Annotated in this window: 16 protein-coding genes and 1 pseudogene; 3 read left to right on the top strand and 14 right to left on the bottom strand. The window is 66.9% G+C overall.

Annotation, left to right across the window (positions count from 1 at the left end; translation table 11 throughout):
• Nucleotides 1–57: 57 nt before the first annotated feature.
• Complete coding sequence (locus ABB28_RS14645; RefSeq protein WP_057509326.1) at nucleotides 58–1119, top strand: lipid A deacylase LpxR family protein; 1062 nt, start codon at nucleotides 58–60, stop codon at nucleotides 1117–1119.
• A gap of 255 nt (nucleotides 1120–1374) precedes the next feature.
• Here the strand turns inward: ABB28_RS14645 and ABB28_RS14650 are convergent, their stop codons facing one another.
• From ABB28_RS14650 to ABB28_RS14685, 8 genes are all read right to left on the bottom strand, one after another.
• A complete protein-coding gene (locus tag ABB28_RS14650; protein ID WP_057509327.1) occupies nucleotides 1375–2586 on the bottom strand; it encodes a D-alanyl-D-alanine carboxypeptidase family protein in 1212 nt (403 codons plus the stop codon).
• 107 nt (nucleotides 2587–2693) lie between these two features.
• A complete protein-coding gene (locus ABB28_RS14655) occupies nucleotides 2694–4049 on the bottom strand; it encodes a septal ring lytic transglycosylase RlpA family protein (protein ID WP_057509328.1) in 1356 nt (451 codons plus the stop codon).
• Nucleotides 4046–5194 (bottom strand): lytic murein transglycosylase B, encoded by a 1149-nt coding sequence (mltB, locus tag ABB28_RS14660; protein WP_057509329.1) that lies wholly within the window; start codon nucleotides 5192–5194, stop codon nucleotides 4046–4048. Before mltB ends, ABB28_RS14655 begins: the two co-directional genes overlap by 4 nt.
• Before the next feature lie 465 nt (nucleotides 5195–5659).
• On the bottom strand, nucleotides 5660–6772 hold the full coding sequence (gene rodA / locus ABB28_RS14665; RefSeq protein WP_057509330.1) for a rod shape-determining protein RodA: 1113 nt from the start codon (nucleotides 6770–6772) through the stop codon (nucleotides 5660–5662).
• Nucleotides 6769–8871, bottom strand: coding sequence for a penicillin-binding protein 2 (gene mrdA, locus ABB28_RS14670; protein ID WP_057509331.1), 2103 nt, complete (start codon nucleotides 8869–8871; stop codon nucleotides 6769–6771). The genes rodA and mrdA overlap by 4 nt, the downstream gene beginning before the upstream one ends.
• 1 nt (nucleotide 8872) lies before the next feature.
• Nucleotides 8873–9358, bottom strand: a complete 486-nt coding sequence (gene mreD, locus ABB28_RS14675) for a rod shape-determining protein MreD (RefSeq protein WP_042615453.1) — start codon at nucleotides 9356–9358, stop codon at nucleotides 8873–8875.
• Complete coding sequence (mreC, locus tag ABB28_RS14680; RefSeq protein WP_057509332.1) at nucleotides 9355–10395, bottom strand: rod shape-determining protein MreC; 1041 nt, start codon at nucleotides 10393–10395, stop codon at nucleotides 9355–9357. Before mreC ends, mreD begins: the two co-directional genes overlap by 4 nt.
• A gap of 118 nt (nucleotides 10396–10513) precedes the next feature.
• The gene (locus ABB28_RS14685) at nucleotides 10514–11560 is read right to left on the bottom strand and encodes a rod shape-determining protein (RefSeq protein WP_057509333.1); all 1047 of its coding nucleotides are present in this window, start codon (nucleotides 11558–11560) and stop codon (nucleotides 10514–10516) included.
• A 370-nt stretch (nucleotides 11561–11930) separates the two neighbouring features.
• Here ABB28_RS14685 and ABB28_RS14690 point away from each other — a divergent pair, with 370 nt between their 5' ends.
• Complete coding sequence (locus ABB28_RS14690; protein WP_057509334.1) at nucleotides 11931–12869, top strand: carbohydrate kinase family protein; 939 nt, start codon at nucleotides 11931–11933, stop codon at nucleotides 12867–12869.
• A gap of 85 nt (nucleotides 12870–12954) precedes the next feature.
• Here ABB28_RS14690 and ABB28_RS14695 read toward each other — a convergent pair whose 3' ends face one another.
• The 5 genes and pseudogenes from ABB28_RS14695 to ABB28_RS14715 form a co-directional block, all read right to left on the bottom strand.
• The gene (locus tag ABB28_RS14695) at nucleotides 12955–13563 is read right to left on the bottom strand and encodes an HAD family hydrolase (RefSeq protein ID WP_259169788.1); all 609 of its coding nucleotides are present in this window, start codon (nucleotides 13561–13563) and stop codon (nucleotides 12955–12957) included.
• Between the two features lie 11 nt (nucleotides 13564–13574).
• On the bottom strand, nucleotides 13575–14303 hold the full coding sequence (locus tag ABB28_RS14700) for a hypothetical protein (RefSeq protein ID WP_057509336.1): 729 nt from the start codon (nucleotides 14301–14303) through the stop codon (nucleotides 13575–13577).
• Between the two features lie 114 nt (nucleotides 14304–14417).
• Entirely contained in the window at nucleotides 14418–17774 is a 3357-nt protein-coding gene (locus ABB28_RS14705) for an autotransporter domain-containing protein (RefSeq protein WP_057509337.1), read from the bottom strand.
• 187 nt (nucleotides 17775–17961) lie between these two features.
• A pseudogene (locus ABB28_RS14710) lies at nucleotides 17962–21319 on the bottom strand (autotransporter domain-containing protein).
• 363 nt (nucleotides 21320–21682) lie between these two features.
• On the bottom strand, nucleotides 21683–22789 hold the full coding sequence (locus tag ABB28_RS14715; RefSeq protein WP_425479558.1) for an MBL fold metallo-hydrolase: 1107 nt from the start codon (nucleotides 22787–22789) through the stop codon (nucleotides 21683–21685).
• A gap of 79 nt (nucleotides 22790–22868) precedes the next feature.
• Between ABB28_RS14715 and ABB28_RS14720 the strand changes: the two genes are divergently transcribed.
• Entirely contained in the window at nucleotides 22869–23492 is a 624-nt protein-coding gene (locus ABB28_RS14720) for a TetR/AcrR family transcriptional regulator (protein WP_057509338.1), read from the top strand.
• A 174-nt stretch (nucleotides 23493–23666) separates the two neighbouring features.
• On the opposite strand, the gene ABB28_RS14725 is transcribed toward ABB28_RS14720, so the two are convergent.
• Nucleotides 23667–25598 (bottom strand): M1 family metallopeptidase, encoded by a 1932-nt coding sequence (locus ABB28_RS14725; protein WP_057509339.1) that lies wholly within the window; start codon nucleotides 25596–25598, stop codon nucleotides 23667–23669.
• Between the last annotated feature and the right edge of the window lie 112 nt (nucleotides 25599–25710).

Genomic DNA, 25710 nt, shown 5'->3' on the forward strand with positions numbered 1-25710 from the left:
TCACATCGGCGCTACCGTATTTAGGAGAAAAACGTCAAAACAGCCCTCTGGACTTCCATGCACCCCACGCGTATCGCGGCAGCCCTCGGGCTGACCAGCCTGATGGCCCTTGCCCTCCCCGCCCATGCCGCCGATCAATGCAGCCAGAGTGCGCTGGCCGATCATCCCCCGCAGATCAATTTCCGCGTGGACAATGACCTGTTCGGTGGTGCCGACCAGGACCAGGGGTACACCAACGGAGCGCAGATCACCTTCGTTTCACCGAACCTGGTGGACTTCACCAACGACCCGTGCCTGCCGCGGCTGGCGCGCTGGGTGAACAGCCACCTGGAGGCACTGCATCCGGGTGAGTTCGAACAGCAGAACATGATCTTCAGCGTGGCCCAGGGCATCTTCACGCCCACCGATTTCACCCGCAGGGACGTCATCGAAGATGATCGCCCGTATGCCGGTGTGCTGGTCGGCAGCTTCGGGTACAACGCGCGGCGCGGCAATTACCTGCAGACCACCCAGCTGACGCTGGGCGTGGTCGGTCCGTGGGCGCAGGGCAAGGAAGTGCAGGACGCGGTACATGACCTGCTGGACGACGACAAATTCCAGGGTTGGGACAACCAGCTGCACAACGAGCCGGTGGTGATGCTGACCCACGAGCGGATGAACCGTTGGCCGCGCGATGCCACCGACAACGCGAGCGGCTGGGGGTGGGATGCGATCAGCCACTACGGCGGTGCCGTCGGCAACCTGGCCACCCACCTCAATGCCGGTGGCGAAGTCCGCTTCGGCTGGAAACTGCCGGACGATTTCGGCAGCACGCCGCTGCGCCCGGCGGGCGAGAACACCGCGCCATCGCGCGGCGGCCGGCCCAGTGGATGGTCGTGGCACCTGTTCGCCACCACCGACGCGGCCTGGGTGATCCGCGATATCACCCTGGATGGCAACACCTTCCGCAACAGCCACAGCGTGGACAAGAAAGCCGTGGTGGCCCAGGGCGGTTACGGTGTGGCAGTGATGCGCGGGCGCTGGAAGTTCGCGCTGGCGCGCTACCACAGCACCAAGGAATTCGACGGACAGCGCCAGTCGCCGATCTTCGGCAGCTTCACCATCAGCCGTTCGCTGTAAGCCGGTGGGAAGGCCACCGGCGGATACCCACCTGCCGCCCCCTCGACCACCCATGCTACGCAAGCGGGCCGCCTCGTCCATCAGGCGCGACTGATCCGGTAGCGACGGCCGCTGGCCGTCATGCTCCTGACGTCTCCCGCTGCGCTCGCCGAGCGCGGCCCGGCGCACCGCCGCAGCAGAAAGCCCGCGATTCGCATCGCGGGCTTTCCGGGAAGACCAGGAGGATGCGGCCGGCGGCCGTACTACCGCCGTCGGTTATTCCGATTCCCACCACATCCAGAAGCTGTGCCACAGGCGCTTGAAGAAGCCGGCTTCTTCCACCGCAGCGATCGCCACCAGCGGTGCCTGCGCGACCACCTTGCCATCCAGCGTCACCTTCAACGTGCCGATCTGCTGGCCGGCGGTGAACGGCGCCACCAGCGACTTCGGCACGTCAATGCTCGGCTTCAGATCGTTGTAACGGCCACGCGGCAGGCTTACCAGCATCGGCTGGGCCACGCCCAGCTGCACGGTGTCGGTGGTGCCCTTCCACACCTTGTGCTCGGCCACGACCTTGCCCGGCTCGTACAGGCGATGGGTTTCAAAGAAGCGGAAGCCCCAGTTCAACAGCGCCAGGCTGTCATCGGCACGCTGCTTTTCGGAAGCACCGCCCAGCACCACCGCGATCAGGCGCTGGTCACCGCGCTGCGCCGAGCTCATCAGGCAGTAGCCGGCAGCGGCGGTGTGGCCGGTCTTGATGCCGTCCACGCTGCCATCGCGCCACAGCAGCAGGTTGCGGTTGGGCTGCTTGATGTTGCCCACGGTGAATTCCTTCACCTTGTTGTAGGCGTAGGTTTCCGGGTAATCACGCACGAACGCGCGACCCAGCAGCGCCAGGTCGTGCGCGGTGCTGTGGTGGCCTTCGGCGGTCAGGCCGTGGGCATTGAGGAAGTGCGAGTTCTTCATGCCGATCTTGGCGGCATAGCTGTTCATCAGCGAAGCGAAGGCTTCTTCGCTGCCGGCCACGTGCTCGGCCAGCGCGATCGCGGCATCGTTGCCGGACTGGATCGCCATGCCCTTTTCCATGTCTTCCAGACGTGCCGTCTGGTTGACCGGGAAACCGCTGTAGCTGCCATCGGTGCCGGCGCCGCCTTCGCGCCAGGCGCGTTCGCTCATCATCACCTGGTCGTCCGGCTTGACCTTGCCGTTCTTCACTTCGGCGGCGATCACATAGCTGGTCATCACCTTGGTGATGCTGGCCGGGGCGAGCTGGGCGTCGACGTTCTCGCCGGCGAGGATCTGGCCGGACGCGTAGTCCATCAGGATCCAGGCCTTGGATACGCTGGGCACCGGCGCGGGCGGCGTGGCGACGGTGGCCGGGGCAGAGGCCGCAGCCGGAGCGGCCGGGGTCGGCAGCGCGGTCTGGGCGTGGGCCAGGCCCACCAGCAGGGTGGCGGCCAGCGCGGTGGCGGCAAAACGGAATTTCATGGGAGGGCAGGCTCCTGGAGCGGCCAAGGTCGGAAGGGGAAAACGACCGCCATTGTAGGCGGTCGGCAAGCGGGACGCGGCGGGCCGTCAGGCCGCGCCGCCGGGCGTCATTCCTTGACGATCTGCGGGGAGCCGAATCCGAGACCGGCAATGCGGCCGGCAAGTTCCGCGGCATTGGCGTGGTCGTTGGCCGGCACCCGCAGGCGCCACAGCGTGCGGCCGCCGGCGGCGATGTCGCTGATGGTCGCACCGACGATGCCGGCAGCGGTCAACTGACCCTGGGCGCGGGTGGCATTGTCGCGGCTGGCGAAGCTGGCCACCTGCAGCAGGACGTTGCCGAGAACCTGCTGGGACAGGGTGGCCGATGCGGGGGCGGCGAGGGGCGCAGCAGTGGCTGCGATCGCGGCGGGGCGGGCGGTTGCGGATGGTTTATCGGATTGACGGCCAGCGGCCGTCACGACGGGGGTAGCGGGTTTGCCGGTGGCCACGCGCACATTGTTGTCGCGCATCCAGCGGTCGAAGTTGTCGGCTGAACCGGGCTTGGCGCTGTCGGCGACGCGGTAGCGGTAGGCCTCGGCGCCGGTGGGCGTTTTTGCGGCGGCAGCCACCGCACGCGGCGCGGCTGCAGGCGCCGGGGCGGGCGTGGCTGCGGCGGGCGCTTGTGCCGGCAGGCGGTTCACCAGGGCATCGATGGCCGACGGCGCGGCCGCCGTGGCAGCCACCATGGTCGTGGCGCGGCGTTCGGCGCGGGTAGGCTTGGCATCGGCCAGCAGGTTGCCCTCGCCCGGCTGCAGCGCGCGCACTTCCACGTTGCCGGTGCCGCGCTGGGTGATGCCCAGGCGCACGGCGGCCGCGTAGCTGAGATCGATCACGCGGCCATCGTGGAACGGGCCACGGTCGTTGACGCGCACGATCACCGATTCACCATTGTCCAGGTTGGTCACCCGGGCGAAGCTCGGCAGCGGCAGCGTCTTGTGCGCGGCGGTGAACTGGTACATGTCATAGACCTCGCGGTTGGAGGTCAGCCGGCCATGGAACTTGGCACCGTAGTACGAGGCGGTGCCCTGTTCGGCGTAGCCACGGGTGCTGTCCATTACCTTGTACTGCTTGCCCAGCACTTCATAGGGCGTCTTGTTGCCGATCGCCGAGCGCGCCAGGTCCTGCACTTCCGGTTCCGGGATGCAGGCCACGTTGGGGACATAGGTCGGCGTGGTGTCCTTCACCCCCGGCTTGTACAGGCCGCCGGCGGTGTAGTTGCCGCGGGTGGCCAGGTCTTCCGACGCGGCCGCGTACGGGGATCCTTCCGGGCAGTGCGCCGGACGGCTGCCGCCCTTGCCCTGCTGCACCACCGTGGTGGCCGGCTTGCCGCCCGTGCTGGCGGTTCCACCGGGTTTCTTGGGCGCGCTGCTGCATGCGGCCAGCGCAAGGATCAACGCTCCGGGGACCCACCATCTGATGTTCATGCCGGTGGCAGCTCCTGTCCTGCGATGGCCTGCGACAGCTGGAACACCGCCATCGCGTACATCTTGGAGATGTTGTAACGGGTGATGGCGTAGTAGTTCTGGAAGCCCAGCCAGTACTGCTTGCCGGTGCTGCCTTCCAGGGTTATCGGGGTGGCGGTGGCGCCGGGCTGCACGGCCGCGTTGGGCGTGTAGCCGCGCGCGGCCAGGTCCTGCAACGACCAGCTCGGCGTCCATTCGGTCGGATTGAATTCTTCGCGCCCGGCCGCCAGCGTGGCCGGCACGGCCACCTGTCCGCCGCGTACCCAGCCGCCCTTCTTGACGAAGTAATTGGCGATGGACGAGAACACGTCGTCGTAGCTGTTGAACAGATCGCGGCGACCGTCACCGTTGCCATCGACGGCGAAATCAAGGTAGCTGGAGGGCATGAACTGGCCCATGCCCATCGCCCCGGCATAGCTGCCCTTGAGCGTGGTGATGTCCAGCTTTTCATCACGCGCCAGCACGAAGGCCTTGGCCAGTTCGTCGCGGAAGAACAGTTCGCGGCGCACTTCGCGTTCCAGCTTGGCCGGGTCGCCGCTGCGCGGGTAATAGAAGGCCAGGGTATACAGCGCATCCAGCACGCGGTGGTTGCCGGTGTTGCCGCCGTAGCTGGTTTCCACGCCGATGATGGCCACGATGACTTCGGCCGGCACGCCGGTGCGCTGCTGCACGCGCATCAGTTCATCGCGGTGTTCGGCGAGGAACTTCTTCCCGCCGTCGATGCGCGCCTGGCTGATGAAGATCGGACGGTATTCGTTCCACGGCTTCACCCGCTCCGCCGGGCGCGACATGGCGGCGATGATCGGCTGGCGTACCTGCGCCTGGTCCAGCACGCTGGCGATGTAGGCGGGATCGAGCCTGTGCGCGGCGGCGGTGTCGCGGATGAAGTTGGCGCGCGCCGTTTCGAACGGCACCGGTGTGAGGTCGACCGGCGGTGCGCTGGACGCAGCCGATTCGGGCGCGGCTTCAGCCGGTCCCTTGTTCTGTCCGGATGCCGGCTTGTGCGGCGCCACGGTTGCCTGCGAAGGCGATGGAGGACTCGACGGCTGGGTCGCGCAGGCGACCAGGCCGAGGGTGAGCATGCAGGCCAGAGTACGTCGGATCATCGCCGCAGGTTAGCAGGTCATGGATGAAATAAAACCCCTAACACCATGAATAGCAAAGGATTGGTTAATCCACCGCTGCTTTGTAAAACCTGCGTGAAAACCGGCAACGAGCAAGCCGGTTGCGCCCCCATCCCCCGATGGGCGCAACCGGCCTGACGGACCATCCAATGCTGCCCCCTGCATCTCCCCAGGGCAGGTGGCAAAACGTGAGGTCGTGCTGCGGTTCGTCAGGTGGTCGGCGTAGTAAATGAACGCGCCCTGCCTGACGGGCGCCATTGTGCAGGCCGTTTGCGTCAAATCCATTGATTCGGATCAACAGTATTCTGAACTGTGACGCAATTCGCACTTGAAGTGTGAAATCTTCATCGAGGGGAAACGAATCGGACTGCGGCAAAGCCGAGCGTGGCTCGGCGGGATGCTGACGCGCCGCTGCGATCGCCGAGCGTGGCTCGGCGCTACCGGGCGTTACCGGTAGCCGCCGTGCACGGGGTTGTGGCTGCGCACCGCCATCACCAGGCCGAAGCCGGCCAGCAGGGAAACCGCCGAGGTGCCGCCGTAGCTGATCAGCGGCATCGGCACGCCCACCACCGGCAGCAGGCCGGAAATCATGCCGCCGTTGACCAGCACATAGACGAAGAACGCCAGCCCGGTCGCACCGGCCAGCAGGCGCGAATAGGAATCGCGGGACTGGCTGGCGATCCACAGGCAGCGGCCGATCACCACCAGATACAGGGCCAGTACCAGCGCCACGCCGATCCAGCCGAACTCTTCGCTCAGCACCGAAAATGCGAAGTCCGTCGTCTGCTCGGGAATGAAGTTCAGGTGCGACTGCGAGCCCTGCCCCCAGCCTTTACCATCCAGCCCTCCGGATCCGATCGCGATCTTGGACTGGATGATGTTCCAGCCCGCGCCCAGCGCATCCATTTCCGGATCCAGGAACATCATGATGCGGTCTTTCTGGTACGGCATCAGCAGCCAGAACCAGGCCACCGGCGCGATCGCAGCCACGCCTCCCACGCCCAGCCCCACCCACCACCAGGGCAGGCCGGCCAGCAGCAGCACGAACACGCCGCTGGCGGCGATCAGCACGCCGGTACCGAAGTCCGGCTGCAGCATCACCGCCGCCGTCGGCGCACCGATGATCAGCAGGCTGATCAGCACGGTGTTGAAGCGCGGCGGCAGCGGCATCCGGTGCAGGTACCAGGCCACCATCATCGGCAGGCTGACCTTCAACAACTCGGCCGGCTGCAGGTAGAACAGCTTGAGGTCAAGCCACTGGCGGCCGTACTTGCCGGTACCGATGGCGAACACGGCCAGCAGCGGGATCATCGAAATGGCGTAGATCATCGGCGTGGCCGAGCGGATGCGCAGGATCGGCACCCGCGAAATGCCCCACATCGCCGCCAGGCCGACGGCGAAACGCGCCCCCTGGGCGAATACCAGACCATCGCCACCAGCGCTCTTCAACGTGGCCAGGCCGATCACCATCAACGCGCCGAGCGCCGCGCACAGCATCCAGTCCAGCGTGCTGAAGAAGCGCACCAGCATCTCGCCGGCCCAGCGCAGGAAGTCCTTCATCGGGCAGGCTCCGGGGAGGGCGTCCGCCGATCATGGATCGGCGCTACCGGGGCGGCGGGCGCTGGGGAAGGGATCCGCCGATCATCGCTCGGCGCTACCGGGGTGGCGGGCGCCGCGACCGGCGGCCCTACCTGCACCGGCAGCTCGCCGGCCTCCATCGCCGCGGCATCGCCATTGGCGCGTGCGCTGCTGTCTTCGTTGTCGAAGGCGGTGGGACCGAAGGCCACGCTGCCACGCTCCACGTCCAGCGGAAGCACGCCTTCGGGCATCTTGCCCAGCAGCCACGCATCGAACACCTTGCGCGCGATCGGCGCGGCCGCCGAACCCCCGTAGCCGCCGCCCTCCACCGCTACCGCGATGGCGATGACCGGGTTGTCGGCCGGCGCGAAACCGACGAACAGCGAGCGATGGCGCAGGTGCAGGGGCAGGCTGCGCGGGTCCACGGCAGCCGTACCCCTGCGGCTGACCACCTGCGCGGTACCGGTCTTGCCGGCCATGACATAAGGCGCCCCGGCGGCCATGCGCGCGCCACTGCCGCCCGGCTGCATGGTCGCCATCATGCCTTCGCGCACCGCCTGCAGATTGTTCGGGTTCGGGCTGATCGGCCGGGTTTCGCCCGCCGGGGCCAGGGTCCAGTCGCTGTCGAAGCCGGCGCGCTGCTGCATCACCAGGTGCGGCGTGCGCAGCTGGCCATTGGCGATGCCGCTGACGCCGCGTACCAGCTGCAGCGGCGTCACTTTCCAGTCGCCTTGGCCGATGCTCACATTCACCGTGTCGCCGGGATACCAGCGTTCCTTGCGGGTCTTGGCCTTGTAGGCCGGCGAAGGCAGGATGCCGCCGATCTCGCCGGTCAGGTCGATGCCGGTCGGCGCGCCGAACCCATAACTGCCCATGTACTGGTCGAACCGCTCGATGCCCAGGTCCAGCGCCAGCCGGTAGTAATAGGTATTGACCGACTGGGCGATGGATTTGCGCAGGTCGGTCCAGCCATGGCCACCGCGGTTGGCATCACCCCAGCCACGGCTGGTGCCGGGCAGGTAGAACATGCCGGTGGACAGGATTCTGTCCTCCGGCTTGCGCACCCCCGAATCCAGACCGGCCAGGCCGATCAGCGGCTTCAACGTGGAACCGGGAGCCACCCCGCCCAGCACCAGCCGGTTGAACTGCGGCCGCGAAGGGTTGTCGTTGAGCGCGCGGAAATCCGTATGCGAAATGCCGTTGACGAACAGGTTGGCGTCATACGAAGGCAGGCTGACCATCGCCAGCACTTCACCGGTGCGCGGGTCCATCGCCACCGCCGCGCCTTCCTGGATGCCGAAGGCGGCCACCATCGCCCGCTGCAGGTCGGCGTCGATGGACAGCCGCAGGTCGGTGCCGGACTGCGCGGCCACCCGGCCTACGGTGCGGATCGCGCGGCCCTGCACGTTGGTTTCCACCTGTTCGTAGCCGACCCGGCCGCGCAGCTGTTGTTCGTAGTAGCGTTCCAGCCCGGATTTGCCGATGTGGGTCAGCGCCGCGTTGCCCTCGCCCAGCATCTCTAGGTCCTTGTCATCGACCCGACCGACATAGCCGATGACATGCGCGAACAGGTCGCCGAAGGGATAGCGGCGGGTCAGGTAGGGCTCCAGCTCGACGCCGGGGAAGCGCCAGCGATCCACCGCGAAGCGTGCCATCTCCTCTTCGCTGACGCGCAGTTTCAGGGTGACCGGCAGGAAGCTGCGACGCGCCTTTCGCGATCTGTTGAACGCCTCGATCTCCTCCTCGCTCAGCGGGAAGATCTTCGCCAGCCCGGCCAGGGTGGCGTCCATGTCCTTGACCTTGTCCGGGGTGACGTCCAGGCGGAACGCCGGCACGTTCTCGGCCAGCAGGCGGCCGTTGCGGTCGTAGATCATGCCGCGGCCGGGCACCACCGGACGCGGCTTGATGCGGTTGGCTTCAGAACGCGTGGCGTAGATCTCGTGGTCCATCACCTGCAGCTTGAAGTACCAGCCGCCCAGTCCCCCCAGGCACAGCAGCACGCCGAGGAACCCCAGTGCCGCGCGACGGCGGAACTGCTCGGCTTCGGCATGCGGATTCTTGACCGCGCGGCGCGAGCTCATGTCAGCGTCCGCGCCGTCCGAAGCGCACGGCATCCAGCAGCACGAACACCAGCGGCCACAGCGCCATGCCCAACAGCGGTGCCCACCAGTAGGCCCACGGCAGGGTCGGCTCGCCTACCACCACGTGCACCACCGCACTGACGATGCGGTCGTTGAACAGCAGGCCGCCGATGGCGAGGATCTGCTGGGACATCGGGAAAAAGCGGATGCGGGCGCGGAAGCGCTGCAGGATGAAGGCCATGATCACCAGCCGCAGCGCCTGTTCGCCGAGCACGCCGCCGTACAGGAAATCGGCGATGACGCCGCTGGCAAAGGCCACGCCCAGGCCTACCCGGTCAGGCGCTTCGATGACCCAGTAGGCCAGCACCAGCGCCAGCCAGTAGGGGCGCAGCGGCTGCAGCAGCGCCGGCAGCGGCAGCAACCCCAGCAGCAGCGCCACCACCAGGCTGAGCGGCAGCACCCAGCGGTTGTCACGCAGGCGGCTCACGGGCGCACCTCGGGGGGGAGTGACGGCCGCTGGCCGTCAGCCGATGAAGGGAGTGACGGCCGCTGGCCGTCAGCATTGGCAGGTTGACTGGCCGGTTCCCGCCGAGCATGGCTCGGCGCTACCAGAGCAGCAGCTGCCGAGGTGGGTGATGACTGTTGGTCGTCACCGCCCTGCGCGGCAGGTTCCGGGGGGATCCGGATCGGCGAACCCGGCCGCAGCAGCAGCACATCGCGACCGCGATCCAGCGCCGCAGCAGGCTTCAGCTCACCCACCAGGAAGGCGTGCGTATCATCGGGCCGCAGGGCGGCGATGCTGCCCACCGGGAAGCCGACCGGGAAGCGCCCGCCGAGCCCGGAGGTGACGATCTCATCGCCCACTTCCACCCCGGCACTCAACGGAATGTCGCGCAGTTCCAGCGTATCGCCACGCCCGTAGACGATCAGGCGCACACCGTTGCGCGCCACCGTCACCGGCACGGCATGGTCCGGGTCGGTCAGCAGCAGCACGGTGGAGGTACTGGCGGTCACGCTGATCACCTGCCCCATCAGGCCGCCGGCATCGATCACCGCCTGCCCCACGTGCACGCCTTCGCGGCTGCCGGCAGCCAGTACCAGCCGCTGCTTCACCGGGTCCAGGTCGATGTCCAGGATCGGCGCCAGCTGCACGTCCAGCCCGCTGCGCTCGGCCACGTTCAGCAATTCGCGCAGCTGCGCGTTGTCCAGCGCCGCCGTCTGCAGGCGGGTCAGCCGCGCGTTGGCGACCAGCAGGTTGTTGCGCAGCTGGCGGTTTTCGGCCACCAGCTGGCCATGGCTGGCCGCGTTGTCGCGCACCTGGTTGCCCAGGCGCCCGGGCAGGCCGGCGAGGTTCCAGGCCGGCTGCACCAGCACGTTGGCCTGGTCGCGCAGGCGCGCAAGCCAACCGGCCTGGTCGTCCAGCACGATCAGGGTGATCGCCAGCACCAGGTAGGCCAGCAGCCGCAGCGGGCTGGCAGCATCGCCGGAGCGGGAAGCAATGGGAGGTCCGGCGTAGGGCGGCACGATGCAGCTTCAGCTAGGAATCAAAGGAGAAACACGACGGCGCCCTGCCGGTGCCGGCCCGCCGCGCAGGCGGGCCGCACCCCGGAAGGGCGCGGCGCTCACGTACCACCGGGGGGACTTACTCCGGCGCAAAGAACTCGTTGCCGTGCATGTCCACCAGCTCCAGCGCACGACCACCACCGCGGGCCACGCAGGTCAGCGGATCGTCGGCCACCTGCACATGCAGGCCGGTTTCCTCGGAGATCAGGCGATCCATGTCACGCAGCAGGGCGCCACCACCGGTCAGCACGATGCCGCGCTCGGCGACGTCGGCGCACAGTTCCGGCGGGGTCTGCTCCAGGGCAAGCTTGACCGCGCTGACGATGCCGGACAGCGGCTCGTGCAGGGCTTCAAGCACCTCGTTGGAGGTGATCTTGATCATCTTCGGCACGCCCTCGGCGAGGTTGCGGCCGGAGATTTCCATCTCGATCACCTGCGCCTGCGGGTAGGCGCAGCCCAGCTCCACCTTGATCCGTTCGGCGGTGGCTTCACCGATCAGCATGCCGTGGTTGCGGCGCACGTAGTTGGTGATGGATTCATCGAAGCGGTCACCGCCGATGCGCACCGAAGCCGAATAGACGATGCCGTTGAGCGAGATCACCGCCACTTCGGTGGTGCCGCCGCCGATGTCGATGACCATCGAGCCGCGGGCTTCGGTCACCGGCATGCCGGCACCGATCGCGGCGGCCATCGGCTCTTCGATCAGGAACACGTCGCGCGCACCGGCCTCTTCGGCCGATTCCTTGATCGCTCGGCGCTCGACCTGGGTCGAGCCGGCCGGCACGCAGACCAGCACGCGCGGGCTCGGGCGCAGGAAGCGCGACTTGTGCACCTTCTTTATGAAGTGCTTCAGCATGGCCTCGGTGTAGGTGAAATCGGCGATGACGCCGTCCTTCATCGGGCGGATGGTGGTGATGTGGCCAGGGGTACGGCCGAGCATCTGCTTGGCTTCGGCGCCGACGGCAGCCACCGAGCGGGTGCCACCGATGGCGCGGTCCTGGCGCACGGCGACCACGGACGGTTCGTTCAGGACGATTCCCTGTCCGCGCACATAGATGAGGGTGTTGGCCGTGCCCAGGTCGATGGACAGGTCATTGGAGAACATGCCGCGGAGTTTCTTCAACATCGAGGTGGTGATCCTGAGGGGTGCGCAATTCCGGCCTGGAATGGGGAATCGTGGGCAAAATTTAGACAGACAAGCCTAACAACCCGCCCCCGTGCGGGCAAGGATATTTCCAGCCGGAGCCGCGTATTCACTAGCTTTCGGCACGATTGGTACAGGTTGGGCGGCGATCCCGCACGCCAGCGGGACCGCGCACCGGCCGGCGCGCCCGGCGCGTGCCCCGGCACCGGCCGATGACCCGCCCGGCACGGTCCGGCGCTACCCTTCGGCGGCTCCAGCCGGTAACCTTTGCGCCGTCGGGCGCCCATGGGCGCCGTTTGCTTGCCCACCGCTGCGGCCAGCACTCCACTCATTCCCGCATAGGCTTACATCGATGTCCGCTTTGATCTGTGGTTCTCTTGCCTTTGACACCATCATGGTGTTCCCGGACCAGTTCAAGAACCACATCCTGCCGGACAAAGTGCACATCCTGAACGTCTCGTTCCTGGTGCCGCGCATGCGTCGCGAGTTCGGCGGCTGCGCCGGCAACATCGCCTACAACCTGCACCTGCTGGGCGGCAACCCGATCCCCATGGGCACCGTGGGTACCGATTTCGGCCCGTACCGCGAGCATTTCGACGCGCTGGGCATCGACCTGTCGCGCGTGCGCGTGATCGAAGAACTGTTCACCCCGCAGGCCTTCATCACCACCGACCACGACAACAACCAGATCACCGCCTTCCATCCCGGCGCGATGATGCGTTCGTATGAAAACCACGTGCGCGACGTGCCCGGCGTCAGCCTTGGACTGGTCGGCCCGGATGGCCGCGAAGGCATGATCCAGAACGCACTGGAGTTCCATGAAGACGGCGTTCCCTTCATCTTCGATCCGGGCCAGGCGATGCCGTTGTTCAACGGTCCCGAACTGCGCACCTTCATCGAACAGGCCGACTACGTGGTGGTCAACGATTACGAGTCCAATCTGCTGCAGGAACGCACCGGATGGGACGAAAAGGAAATCGTCAGCCGGGTGCAGGCCTACATCACCACCCGCGGTCCGAAGGGTGCGGTCATCCACACCCCGGAGAAGAGCTACGACATCCCGCCGGCGCATGAGCGCCGCGTGGTCGACCCGACCGGCTGTGGCGACGCGTTCCGCGCCGGCCTGATCTACGGCATCCAGAAGGGCTTCGACTGGCTGACCATCGGCCGCATGGGCAACCTGATGGGCGCGCTGAAGGTGGAACACCCGGGCACCCAGAACCAGCGCTTCACCTTCGATGAGTTCAACGAACAGTTCAAGCAGCAGTTCGGTTACGCGCTGAACGCCTGACCCGGAGTCCGGCAGCGCCGAGCCATGCTCGGCGCAATGCCCGAAGCGCCGCTGCGCTCGCCGAGCATGGCTCGGCGCTACCGTGTCACCGTTGCAGCGCTGCGTGCAGCGCGCGGCAATCGGCAAAGCGCCAGTCGGCCATGCCCGGCCACGGATCACCCGGCGTATTGACCAGCACCGTAGGGGTGCCGGCGGCACGCCCGGCGGCTAGGTCCATCCGATGATCGCCCACCATCACCGCCTGCGCGGCCGTGATGCCCCAGCGCCCCAGGAAGTAATGCAGCCCGTCCGGCGCCGGCTTCGGGGCCACCTCGTCGCGACCGATGATGTCCGCAGCCTGGAAAAGATCACCCAACCCGATCGCATCCAGCGTGAGCTGTGCCAGCGCATGGTCGTTGCGGGTCAGGATGCCCAGCCGGCTTCCCTGCCCGGCCAGCGCGCGCAGCAGATCCACGGCGCCCTCTGCCGCTACGGCCGCCTCGGCCAGCGCGCGCTCGTGCTCGAACAACCAGGCCCGCTTGGCGCGCGCCTGCGGGTCGGGCAGCGCCGCCAGGTGGGCGATGATGTCCTCGTCCGCGGCTATGTCCAGCGCGCGCTTGATCGCCGCGAAATCGTGCGTGGCCACGGTCAGCGTGCCGTCCATGTCGAACACCCAGTGGCGCACTTCATCCAGTCCCGGCTGCGTAGCCCGCACCGCGTGCGGCCTCACTTCCATGGCATCTGGCTGGCGTCCACGCCGCCGGTTTCAAACACCACGGTGCGCGTGCCACCGGCCTTCACCGGGAACTCGATGCTGACCGCCTGTGCCTGCCGCGCCAGCTTCCACAGCGCAGCGTGGTCGGTGATGAACATGGCGATCGCTTCGTCCGTGTCCGGGCGCCACGCGGCCATCGCGCGCGGCTTGCCACCGTCCACGCTCACCTGCACCCGGCAGCCGCCGGGGCAGCGGAAATCCCCGGCCTGCAGCACCAGATAGGCGTGTTGCTTCCACTGCGGATGGTCGCGGAACACCAACTGCACGGGCTTGGGACCGCTGCCGTCGACATCCACGCGCTCCTTGCCGTAGATCGACGCAGAGCGCTGCGTGCCCTTGGTGCCTACCGGGATCTGGTTGTACTGCCACAGGCCCTGCATGCGGCGCAGGTTGCGCGCCTGGTCCGACTGGGCCTTGACGTCGGCGAAGCCCGGTTCGATCCGCGCTGCCGCTGCGGTGCCCTTGTAGATGTCCAGCAGCGAGCCGCCATGCATGCGCGCACGCTCCCAGTCCTTGGCCGCGACGGCGGTGTCGTACTGCTTTGCCACGTCGTCAGCCTTGGCCTCCTTCTGCGCCTGGGCAGCGGCCTCGGCGGCCTGCTGCGCCTGGCGTTCGGCTTCAGGATCGCTGCAGGCGGCCAGGGACACTGCGCAGGCAACGGCGAGGATCAGGTGTTTCATGCGGGCTCCGCAGAAAGGATGGCCTGCTACTGTAGAGCCGACATTCGTCCGCTGCACGTCCATTTTCGGCCGTGCAGCCGGGGTGACGGCACGCTGCCATCACCCCGTCCCTGCTCAGAACCGCAACGACCAGCGCGCGTTGGCGCCGTGGTCGCGGCTGTCGCTGCCGAACTGGCCGCTGTAACCGAGTTCCAGCTGCTGGCGCGGGCTCAGCCATGCCGACAATCCCAGTTCGGCCACTGCCGCGTGATCGGCCATCGGCGCACCGCTGACAGCGAAGCGGCTACCGCCATCGAAGGCCAGCTGGGCCAGCCCGTTGCGGTCACCTGCGGTGCGGCGATAGCCTACGCCGCCGACCACGTTCAACCAGGCATCCTGCTGGAACGAGGCTGCCAGCCCTTTGCTGAACCGCACCCCGGCGGTGGTCACGGTGGTGCGGGCATCCGCTGTCCTGCCACGCAGCGCAGCCGCCCCGCCCGCCTCGCGCACATCGTCCGCTTTCACCTTTATCCCGGCGACCTGGAGGTAGGGCTCCAGCGAGGCGTTGGCATCGCCCAGCCGGTAGCCAGCCTCGATGAACGCCTGCGTGGTCTTCGCCCGGTAACGGGCCGTCAGCGAATCGCTGTATCCAGCGAAGGCAACCTGACGAGCGGTATCAAGGTCATGCCGGCTGTAGACAGCCCCGCCGCGCAAGCCGAAGCCACCCCACTGATTGCCGGTGTACAGCCCCACGTGCCTGTTGTCGATGCGGGCCTTCGACGCGCGTCCCTGGGCCTGCCGGGTATCGGTGCGGCCGTTGCCCAGCAACGCGCCCAGCTGCCATCCACCGACCTCATGCTCGATGCCCAGCAGCATGCCGGTGCTGTTGGAGCGGGTGCGCGCGGTGTTGGCACTGCCGTCCAGCTGGCCACTGCCGCCAATCGCCTGCACCCACACCCCGCTGGCCTCGCTGGCCTCGTCCTGCGGCGAACGCGCGCCGACGGCACGACCCAGCGCGGCATCGCGGACATGCCGGCTTGCTTCCACCAACACCAGGGGTATGGCCGCATGCAGTTCGCCACTCAATCCGTCCAGTGCCGCACCGACCTGCTCTGGGAACAACATCGTCAGCGGACGCGGCAGGCCCTGGTGTATGGCCAGCGTATCCGCCGAGCCGGCCACGGCGCGCTGATTGGCTGTGCTGGCCGCGCTGGCCAGCAGCAACCCGCGAGTGACGTCGATGTTGACGGCGTTCGCAGCGTAGCCCACCGCGAACTGCAGGAAGGGCGAGAAGGCCGTGAAGTCCGCATCGGCGAACCTGCCCCGCACGCCGCCATCGGCCTGCAGCACGCGGAACTGCTCGCCCAGATAATAGATGCCCGGTTCCGGCAGCGCCTGCAGCGTGCCCCCCAGGGTCGCCGTGCCGCTGACCTGCAACAGGTCGCTGCGCTCCCCCGGCGCCAGCTCAGCCAGGTAGCGGCCGCTGGCGGTCTGCACATAGTCACCGTTGATGGTGAGCGTGCCGATCGAATGGCCCGGCGCGATGATGCCGGCAACACGCGTATCGCCGAGCGTACCGGTGCCCTGCAACAGACCGTTGACACCCACCCAGGTGGAGCCACCGCGCTGCATGCCATTGAACACCACGGCCGCGTTGTCGACCGCCAGCGAGCTATCCTCCAACACGCCGCTGGCAGCGATCAGTGCACTGCCGCCGCGCACGTCGAGATCGACACCTGCCAGGCTGCCATTCACGCGCAGCTGGCCGCCTTCCACCACCACCTCACGCGCCAGCGCATTGCGGCCATCCAGTTCCAGGATACCTTCACGCACCACGGCGCCGTTGAAGCTGTTGTCACCACTGAGGCGCAGCCAGCCTATGCCGGACTTGGTCAGCGCGCCCGGACCGCCGATGTCGTTGGTCCAGTCGTCCCAGGCATCGCCTTCCCACACCTTCAGGCCGCCGGCCCGGGTGTTCATCACCACATCGGTGTCCACGCGCAGCTGGCCGTACCCTTCAATGGCCTTTTCCAGGTTCATCAAGCCCCAGCCGTAAACCTTGTCCACGCCCTCTTCGCCGAGATCAGTCGCAGTGGTCAGCAGCACGTCGCGCACCTGCGCGTTGTCCAGGTACGGGAAACGTTCGAACAGCAGGCCCAGCGCCCCGGTGACATGCGGGGCCGCCATCGAGGTGCCGCTCGCAGCAACGTAGCCGTGCTCCAGCATGCGCTTGGTAGCCGCCTCCACACCGCCGTCAGCACCGGCCTCGATCCTGTATTCCAGACCAGAGTGCTCATCCACCACGGTGGACAGGATGTCGGTGCCGGGTGCAGCAAGGCACCACTGCGCCGTGTTGCCGCAGCGCATGGATCCATCAAGACGGTTGTTGCGATCTACATTGACCACACTCAGCCAGTAAGGCTCAACCTCCTTCCGCACAAGGGGGACGCTGGCGTGCAGCTCTGCCACCGGACTCTCTTCGGGCTCAGCGCCGTCGTTGTCGTGGTTGCCCGCCGCCCACACCTGTATCAGGCCAGCACGCTTGGATCCTGTCGCCAAGGTATCGATGAGGCTCTGGTGCTCTGGCAAGGCGAGGAATGCATCCATCCCGGCCTCGGTTTCGGGCTGTGGCTTGGTGAAGCCCCAGCTGTGATTGACGGCACGTACGCCCTGTTGTGCCAGCAAGTCGTAGAACTGCGGCAGAAACTGGTCTACAAGGTCGCCAGGCGATGAGCTGATGCGGACCTGGCCATCCTGCATGGCGATGTAGGTAAGGTGATCGGGCTCCCCTTTGGCCACGACCAGATCGCTGCCGAAGGACACCCCGTGCATTCCGACGCCATCGCGGTTGGCGGCGATCGTACCGGCCACATGGGTACCATGCGGTATGAGCTCATAGCCTTCGTGCCAGCCATCGCGCTCCAGCTCCCTGCGAACACTTTCCGGCATGTCCTTGGAAAACGCCGTCAGTTCGACGAACACCTCATCTCCTTCGGTGTAGGAACAAGCGTCCGGTCCGATCGACGTGCGTGTCGCGGCACATCGGCTGCCATCGGCAAGAAGCTGGGCCAGGCGCAGGCTGCGATGATCCTTGCCTGCGAACTCCGGATGCGTGAGATCGGTTCCCGTGTCAAGTACCGCCAGCCGCACGCCCTTGCCGCTGAGTCCACGGGCATAAGCTGCGTCGGCGTTGATCGCCCCCAGCCCCCAGTCGGCGTTGAATTCCTCCGTGCGCCAAGCGCTGCGGTCCAGGCTGGCGCGCGATACTCCTGCTGCAGTAGGCGACGAAGGGGATGAAAGAGGGGGCGCGGTACTGGATGAGGTGACCGCAGGCGTACCTCGACTCCACCCCGATTGCAGCCTGCGTTGCTGCTCCGCCTCCAGCGCGGCAGAAGGTGAGGCCATCGCAGCAGGACTGAAGCCGGCCAGCATCAGTGCGGTAGCGATGTGCAAAGAAAGACGCGAACGGGAGAGCGGAAAGGAAGACAGCATCAACACAACCTCGAGAGATGAGAAGGCCGCACAGGCGTGCGACTGCCCGCGACATTAGCCAGTGGATCTTCGAGTGGACGAACGGATTTCGCTCATTGCCAACACCAGTAGCAGCGGCGTCAGGCGAGGTTCGAAAACATCGGTGGCATATCCTGGGGTAAGCCCGGCCGCTGGCCGGCAAGCCTGCTCAGAACCGCACCGACCAGCGCGCGGTGACGCCGTGGTCACGGCTCTCATCGCCGAACTGGCCGGTGTAGCCCAGCTCCAGCTGCTGGCGCGGGCTCAGCCAGGCCGACAGGCCCAGTTCGGCCACTACCGCGCTGTCGGCGATCGGCGCGCCGCTGACGGCAAAGCGGCTGCCGCCATCGAAGGCCAGCTGCGCCAGTCCATCGCGGTCACCGGAAGCGCGGCGATAGCCCACCCCGCCCACCACGTGCAGCCACGCATCCTGCTGGAACGCGGCCTTCAGGCCCTTGTCGAAACGCACGCCGACGGTGGCCACGGTGGTCGCGGTGTCGGCCACCCGGCCGGTCAGCGCGGCGGCACCGCCCTGCTCGCGCACATCGTCCACGTCCACTTCGACACGGGCGAGCTGCAGGTACGGCTCCAGTCCCCCCTGCGTACCGCCGAAGCGGTAGCCGGCTTCAAGGAAGGCCTGCTTCGTCTTGGCGTCGTAGCTGGCATTCAGCCCGTCGCTGTAGCCGGCGAAGGCCACCTGGCGGCTGCTGTCGATGTCATGGCGGCTGTAACCGGAGGCCACCGCGCAGGCCGAACGCGCCCCAGCTGTGGCCGGCGTACAGGCCCACGTGGGTGTTGTCGATGCGCGCCTTCGCCGACCTTCCCTGCGCCTGCTTCGTGTCGGTGCGGCCATTGCCCAGCAGCAGGCCGAGCTGCCAGCCGCCGATGTCACGATCGATGCCCACCAGCAACCCGCTGGTGTTGGACTGGGTACGTGCCGTGTTGGCATCGCCATCCAGCTTGCCGCTGCCGCCGATGGCCTGCACCCACGCCCCGGTGGCCTGGCTGGCGTCGTCCTGCGGCGAACGCGCGCCGACCGCACGGCTCAGAGCCGCATCGCGCACGTAACGGCTGCTTTCCACCAGCGCCAGCGGCGTGGCGGCATGCAGTTCACCACTCAGGCCGTCCAGTGCTGCACCGACCTGCTGTGGGAACAGCAGGGTCAGCGGCTGCGGCAGGCCCTGGTCCACGCCGAGCGCATCGGCCGAGCCGGCCACAGCGCGTTGGTTGGCGGTGGTCGCTGCGGTAGCCAGCAACTGGCCACGGGTGACCTCGATGTTGATGCCGTTGCTGGCGTAGCCCACGCCGAACTGCAGGAACGGCGAGAAGGCCGTGAAGTCCGCCTCTGCGAACCTGCCCTGCACGCCGCCGTCTGCCTGCAGCACCCGGAACTGCTCGCCCAGATAATAGGTTCCCGGCTCCGGCAGCGCCTGCAACGCACCGTCCAGGCTGGCATGGCCCATTACACGCAGAAGATCGCTGCGCTCATCGTGCCCCAGCTCGGCCAGAAAGCGTCCGCTGGCGGTCTGCACGTAGTCGCCGTTGATCGTCGGCCTTCCGGTCGAGTTGCCCGCTGCAATGGTGCCATCGACCCGGGTGCTGCCCAGCGTGCCAGCCCCCTGCAGCAGTCCATCGATACCTACACGGGTCGATCCACCGACCTGTGCACCATGGAAGGAAACCGCTGCATTGTCGATCGAAAGCGCACCGCGCTGAAGGACACCCTGAGTGGCGATCAGCGCACTGCCGCCGCGCATGTCCAGGTCGGTGCCGACCAGGCTGCCGTTCAAGCGCAGCTGGCCACCCTGCACCACCACCGCATCGGTCAGCGTGTTGACCCCGTCCAGCTCCAGGATGCCTTCGCGCAGCACGGCACCGTTGAAGCTGTTGTCGCCGCTCAGGCGCAGCCAGCCGATGCCGGACTTGGTCAGCGCACCCGGGCCGCCGATGTCGTTGGTCCAGTCATCCCATGCATCGCCTTCCCATACCTTCAGGCCGCCGGCCGCGGTGTTCATCACCACGTTCGTGTCCACCCGCAGCTGGCCATAGCCTTCGATGGCCTTTTCCAGGTTCACCAGGCCCCAGCCGTAGACATCGTCCACGCCTTCGGCGCCGAGGTCGGTGGCGGTGGTCAGCAGCACGTCGCGCACCTGCGCGTTGTCCAGGTACGGGAAACGTTCGAACAGCAGGCCCAGCGCGCCGGTGACATGCGGGGCCGCCATCGACGTGCCGCTTGCAGTTGCATACCCATACAGCGGAAGGCGTTCGAGCGCGATCTGCAGCCCGCCATCACCCGTGGCATGAATCGCGTATTCCAGGGGCGAATGCGCATCCAGCACCGTGGAGGCAATATCGGTGCCCGGTGCAGCGATGCACCACTGCGCGGTGTTGCCGCAGCGCATGGAGGCTTGCAGCACGTTGTCGGCGTTGATATTGACCACGCTCAGCCAGTAGGGTTCGAGCTCCGGGCGAACGCGAGGTGCGCTGGCGTGCAGGCCTGCCACTGGACTTTCCTCCGGTGGGAGATCCTGTCCATTCTGGTTGCCTGCTGCCCATACCTGGAGAACACCGGTGCCGCGGGAGCCTGCTGCCAGCGCGTCGATCAGCGCACGGTTGTCCTCGGAGGCGAGAAACGCATCCATTGCTTCCTCTGTCGACGGTTCCGGGAACGCAGAACCCCAGCTCTGGTTTACCGCGCGCGCCCCCTGCAGCGCGAACTGCGCGTACATCTGCTCGAGATGGTCGCCACGTGGGACGCTGGGCGCTACCCGGACCCGGGCCTGGCCTGCATGCATGTCCACATAGATGAGGCTGTCCGCAAGAAGCTTGCCGACGACAAGATCACTGGCGAATGACACCCCATGCATACCGTGCCCATCGCGGTTGGCAACGATGGTGCCAGCGACGTGGGTGCCGTGTGGATTATATTCATGTCCATCAGGCAGACCCCATTGCTCGCCGATCCTGCGGCGAATGCCATCCGGTACATCATCAGCGAATATCACTCCGTCCACAAAAGGTTGATCGCCTTCGGTGAACGCACAGGCCATCGGTCCGATCGCAGGTTCCGTCGCCGCACACCGCGTGCCATCAGGAAGAAGCGATGCCGCGCGCAGGCGGCGATGATCCTTACCGGCAAATTCCGGATGGAGAAGATCAGTGCCAGCATCGAGCACGCCCAGCCGCACGCCTTTGCCGGTAAGCCCCCGTGCGTAGGCCGCGTCGGCGTTGATGGCGCCGAGCCCCCAATTGGACGCGAACTCGTCGGTCTGCCACGCAGTACGATCGGTGGACGCGCGCGCCGTGCTGGCGGCCGACCGTATCTCCAGGTGCGGATCCACGACTGCGTCGACCACACGGCTGCCTGACAGCTCTCGATTCCAGCCCGACTGCAGGCGACGCTGCTGCTCGGTGTCCCCCACGAAGGACGCCGATGCCATGGCGGAGGAACTGAATCCTGCCAGCAACAAGGCAGCGGAGATGTGACAGGAAAGATGTGAACGGAGCGCGCGAATGTTACTCGACATGGCAACGACCTCGGTGTTGGAGCCGCGACCACGCGCGGACGCCGCCGAACTTACCGATTTTCCGCAGCAGAACGCGCAGGAGCGCCCAAGATCCAAACAGCACTGACGCGGAACGTCAGGCTTCGCTGCAGATGCCTCCCCATAGGCCTTTCCGGAGCGTGACCTGGCTGGCCGACGTACCCACGCACGGGGCAGCTTCCGACAGGCCACGCTCCGCTTTTCTGGCCCGCCGCTGCTGCAGAGGCACACCTCACGTGACGCCGACCGAAGCCCCTTCCTGGCCTCTGGCTGGGCTGGACGCCGGCAGCCTGCAGCAGTACGACGCGTTCACCTGTCGCGCCACTTTCCACCGCATCGCGTCGCTCAGCCTTCCGGTGCTGCGGTCCCGCTTGCCTGCCGCCACCAATGGCCGGACGGCGCGGGTGCACCGATATCCAGCCGCTCGCCCATCTGTGGAGCAGCCAGGATGACCCCGCGTTCCGCGGCCAGCGCAGTAATGCGCTCGAAGGGCTCGGTCCACGGGTGCAGGGCCAGGTCGAAGGTGCCGTTGTGGATGGGCATCATCACCGTTCCGCGCAGGTCCAGGTGCGCCTGCAGGCTCTGCTCGGGTTGCATGTGCACATCGGCCCAGTCTGCGTCGTAGGCCCCGGTTTCGATCAGGGTCAGGTCGAACGGACCGTAGCGTTCGCCGATGCGCGCGAAGCCGTCGAAGTAACCGCTGTCGCCGCTGAAGAAGATGCGCCTGCTGCCGCTGTCGATCACCCACGAGGCCCACAGCGTGCGGTTGCCGTCGGACAGGCCGCGGCCGGAGAAATGCTGCGCCGGCGTGGCGGTGACTTTCAGTCCCTGCACGCCGGTCTCCTGCCACCAGTCCAGCTGCTGGATCTTTTCCGCTGGCACCCCCCAGGCCATCAGGCGGTCGCCCACGCCCAGCGCAGTGACGAAGTGTTCGACATTCGGCGCCAGCGCGCGGATCGCATGGTGGTCGAGGTGGTCGTAATGGTCGTGGGAGATGATCACGCCGGTCAGCGGCGGCAGCGCCGCGATGTCCAGCGGCGGGGCGTGGAAGCGCTTGGGACCCATGAACGACATCGGCGAGGCACGTTCGGAGAACACCGGATCGGTCAGCCAGAAGTGGCCATCCAGCTTCATCAGCAGGGTCGAATGGCCCAGCCGCCACAGACTGTCATCCGGCGCATCCAGCAGCGCCTGGCGGGTCAGCGGCTGCACCGGAATCGGGGCAGGCGGGGTGGCATCTTTCGGCTTGTCCACCATCAAGCGCCACAACACGCCCAGCGTGCCGACGAAGCCCAGCGATGACTTGCCGGCAGGATTGTGGAAACGGCCATCGTGGAACTGCGGCGACTGTTCGTAGGAAGCGGCAGGACGTGCACCGCAGGTCAGCAGGCCAAGGGTCATGGCGATCAACACCGTTGAAAGAAGGAGGAAGCGCGGCAGGCGACGGGTCATTCGGGCTTGCCCTGAAAAGTACACTGGCGAGTCTACTTCCATTTCAGGGAAAGTAAACTGAACGGTGTAAAATATCGAGATGAGTACCGATATCCGCCCTTCCCGCCTGACCGACCGCAAGCGTGCCGACATCCTGTCAGCGGCCGTGGCCGAGTTCCGCAGCTTCGGTTTCGCGGCCACCAGCATGGACCGCATCGCTGCCACGGCGGGGGTGTCCAAGCGCACGGTGTACAACCATTTCGCCAGCAAGGACGAGCTGTTCACCGCCATCCTGTGGCAACTGTGGGAAGCCAGCCAGGCGGTGGAGGCAGTGGCTTACGCGCCGGCACAGCCGCTGCGCGAACAGCTGTTGCGGTTCACCCGGCAGAAAATGCGCCTGATGTCCGATGCCAGCTTCATCGATCTGTCGCGGGTGGCGATCGCCGAGCTCGTGCATGCCCCGGAACGGGCACGGGCGATGATGGACAAGCTGGCGGAGAAGGAAGAAGGGCTGGCGACGTGGCTACGTGCAGCGCAGGCCGATGGCCGGCTGCGCGCGGACGTCACGCCTGCCGAAGCGGCGCATCAACTGCAGGGAATGTTGAAGGCGTTCGCGTTCTGGCCGCAGGTGACGATGGGCCAGGCGCCGCTGTCGCCGGAGGCGCAGCAGCGGCTGATGGAAGACTGCGTGGACATGTTCCTGGCGCTGCGCGCAACGGCATGACGGCGTGACGGCGTGACGGCGTGACGACCAACGGTCGTCACCCACCAGACGCTACGGCGTGACGACCAGCGGTCGTCACCCACCAGACGCTGCGGCGTGACGACCAACGGTCGTCACCCACCAGACGCTACGGCATGACGGCCAGCGGCCGTCACTACCGCGGCGATCGGCCGCTTACTTGGCTTCGGCCTTGGACAGCATGTCCTGCACCGAACCGGTGGTGATCGGGTGGTAGCCCGGCTTGGCCTTTTCAAATGCGGCCTTGGCCACGTCCAGGCCTTCCGGCGTCTTCACCAGTTCAGCGTAGATCGGCATGATCAGCTTGCGACGACCGACCCGCTCGATGAACGCCGAAGCCGCCGGGGTGGCCTCGGCATAACCGCTGCGGATGGCCAGCGGGTACCAGCGCATGGCGATCTCACCATTCGGCGTGCCGGTGAACTTGAACACGCGATCCAGCGCGGCCAGCTTGTCCAGCGGCTGCGTGGCGCCCAGGCCGTCGATGAAGCGCACCCATTCCTGGGTGCTCCACTCGGCGGTCAGCTGGTTGGTCGGCAGCTTGCCGGTCCCTTCCCAGGCGATGCGCGCGGTGTCCACGTTGCTGAAGTTGCGCGACTGCGCCTTGGCCGCGAACGCCGGAATGCCCGGCTGGTCCAGCCAGGCGGTCAGTTCAGCCTCGGTCACCGCGTTGGGGTTCTTCGGCAGCAGGTTCTTCTTCAGGTACTCGACGAACTGGTCGGTGTTCGCGCTCTGGAAGGCATGGTCATTGAACCAGCCGCGCAGGAACGGATCGAACACTTCACGGCCGAAGCGCTGTTCCAGGAACTCCAGGAACCAGGAGCCCTTCACGTAGGCGACCTGGCTCAGGGCTTCGTCCGGGTCACGCTCGTTCAACGGCGGCAGCGCCAGCGCCTGGTCGGCCGGGCTCATGTCCTTCACCTCGGCCAGCAGGTCGGTCTGGTCGATCTGGCGCTCCATCTCGGCCATCTCCTTGCCGTACAGCGCTTCGGTGATGCGCCCCTGCACGTAGGTGGTGAAGCCTTCGTTGAGCCAGATGTCCTTCCAGCTGGCGTTGGTCACCAGGTTGCCCGACCAGCTGTGCGCCAGTTCGTGGGCCACCAGCGAGACCAGCGACTTGTCGCCGACGATCACGGTCGGGGTAGCGAAGGTCAGGCGCGGGTTTTCCATGCCACCGAACGGGAACGACGGCGGCAGCACCAGCATGTCGTAGCGGCCCCAGCGATACTCGCCGTACAGTTTTTCAGCCGCGCCGATCATCTTCTCGGTGTCTTCGAATTCCTTGGCGGCCTTGCCGACCATGGTCGGTTCGGCCCAGACGCCGGAGCGGCCGGAAATCGGCTCGAACACCAGGTCACCGGCCGCGATGGCCAGCAGGTAGGACGGAATGGGCTGCGGCATCTTGAAGGTGTAATCACCGTCGCGCGTGGCCTTGGGATCGTTGTCGGCGCTCATCAGCACCATCACGTCCGGGCGGCTGGTCACGTGCGCGCTGTAGGTGAAGCGCACGCTCGGCGTGTCCTGCAGCGGCACCCAGGAACGGGCGTGGATGGCCTGCGACTGGCTGAACATGAAGGGCAGCTGCTTGCCTTCGGTCATCGACGGCTCCAGCCACTGCAGGCCCGAGGCGGTCGGTGCGGTGTGGTAGCTGATCTCGACCTTGGTCGGCTGGGCCGGCGCTTCGATGGTCAGCTTGCTGCCGAAGACCTTGTCGACCGGCGCCAGCACGAACGGCAGCGCACTGCGCGCACCGTCGGCGGCAACCGCCTCCACCTTGGCCACGTTGAGCTCGCGGGTGTCCAGCACCAGCTGCTTGGCGTCCTTGTCCTTCCATTCCAGGGTGTAGGTCGCGGTACCGCCGATCTGCTTGGCGTCGAAATCCAGCTTCAGGTCCAGCGCGATGTCCTTGATGACGACCTTCTCAGGCTCGGCATAGGAACTTTCGTCGTGGCTGCGGTTTTCGGCGTTCACGGGGGCGGCGGGCGCCTTCTGGGCGGTCGGGGCCGTGGCAGCGGGGGCTGCAGGCTCCTGGGAGCAGCCGGCGGCGAGCGCCACGGCCAGCGGAATGAGCAGGAACGGGGTACGCATGAATCGAGACCGTTTCAGGGGTAAACCGGGATTTTACCCCTGAACCGCACCTGGTAGCGCCGAAGGCAGCAGCAGGAGCCGCCGCCAACGTCGCTTGCGACGGCCCGCAGGG

Origin of the sequence: Stenotrophomonas chelatiphaga, from assembly GCF_001431535.1 — a bacterium.
In the GTDB taxonomy this organism is placed as follows: Bacteria; Pseudomonadota; Gammaproteobacteria; order Xanthomonadales; family Xanthomonadaceae; genus Stenotrophomonas; species Stenotrophomonas chelatiphaga.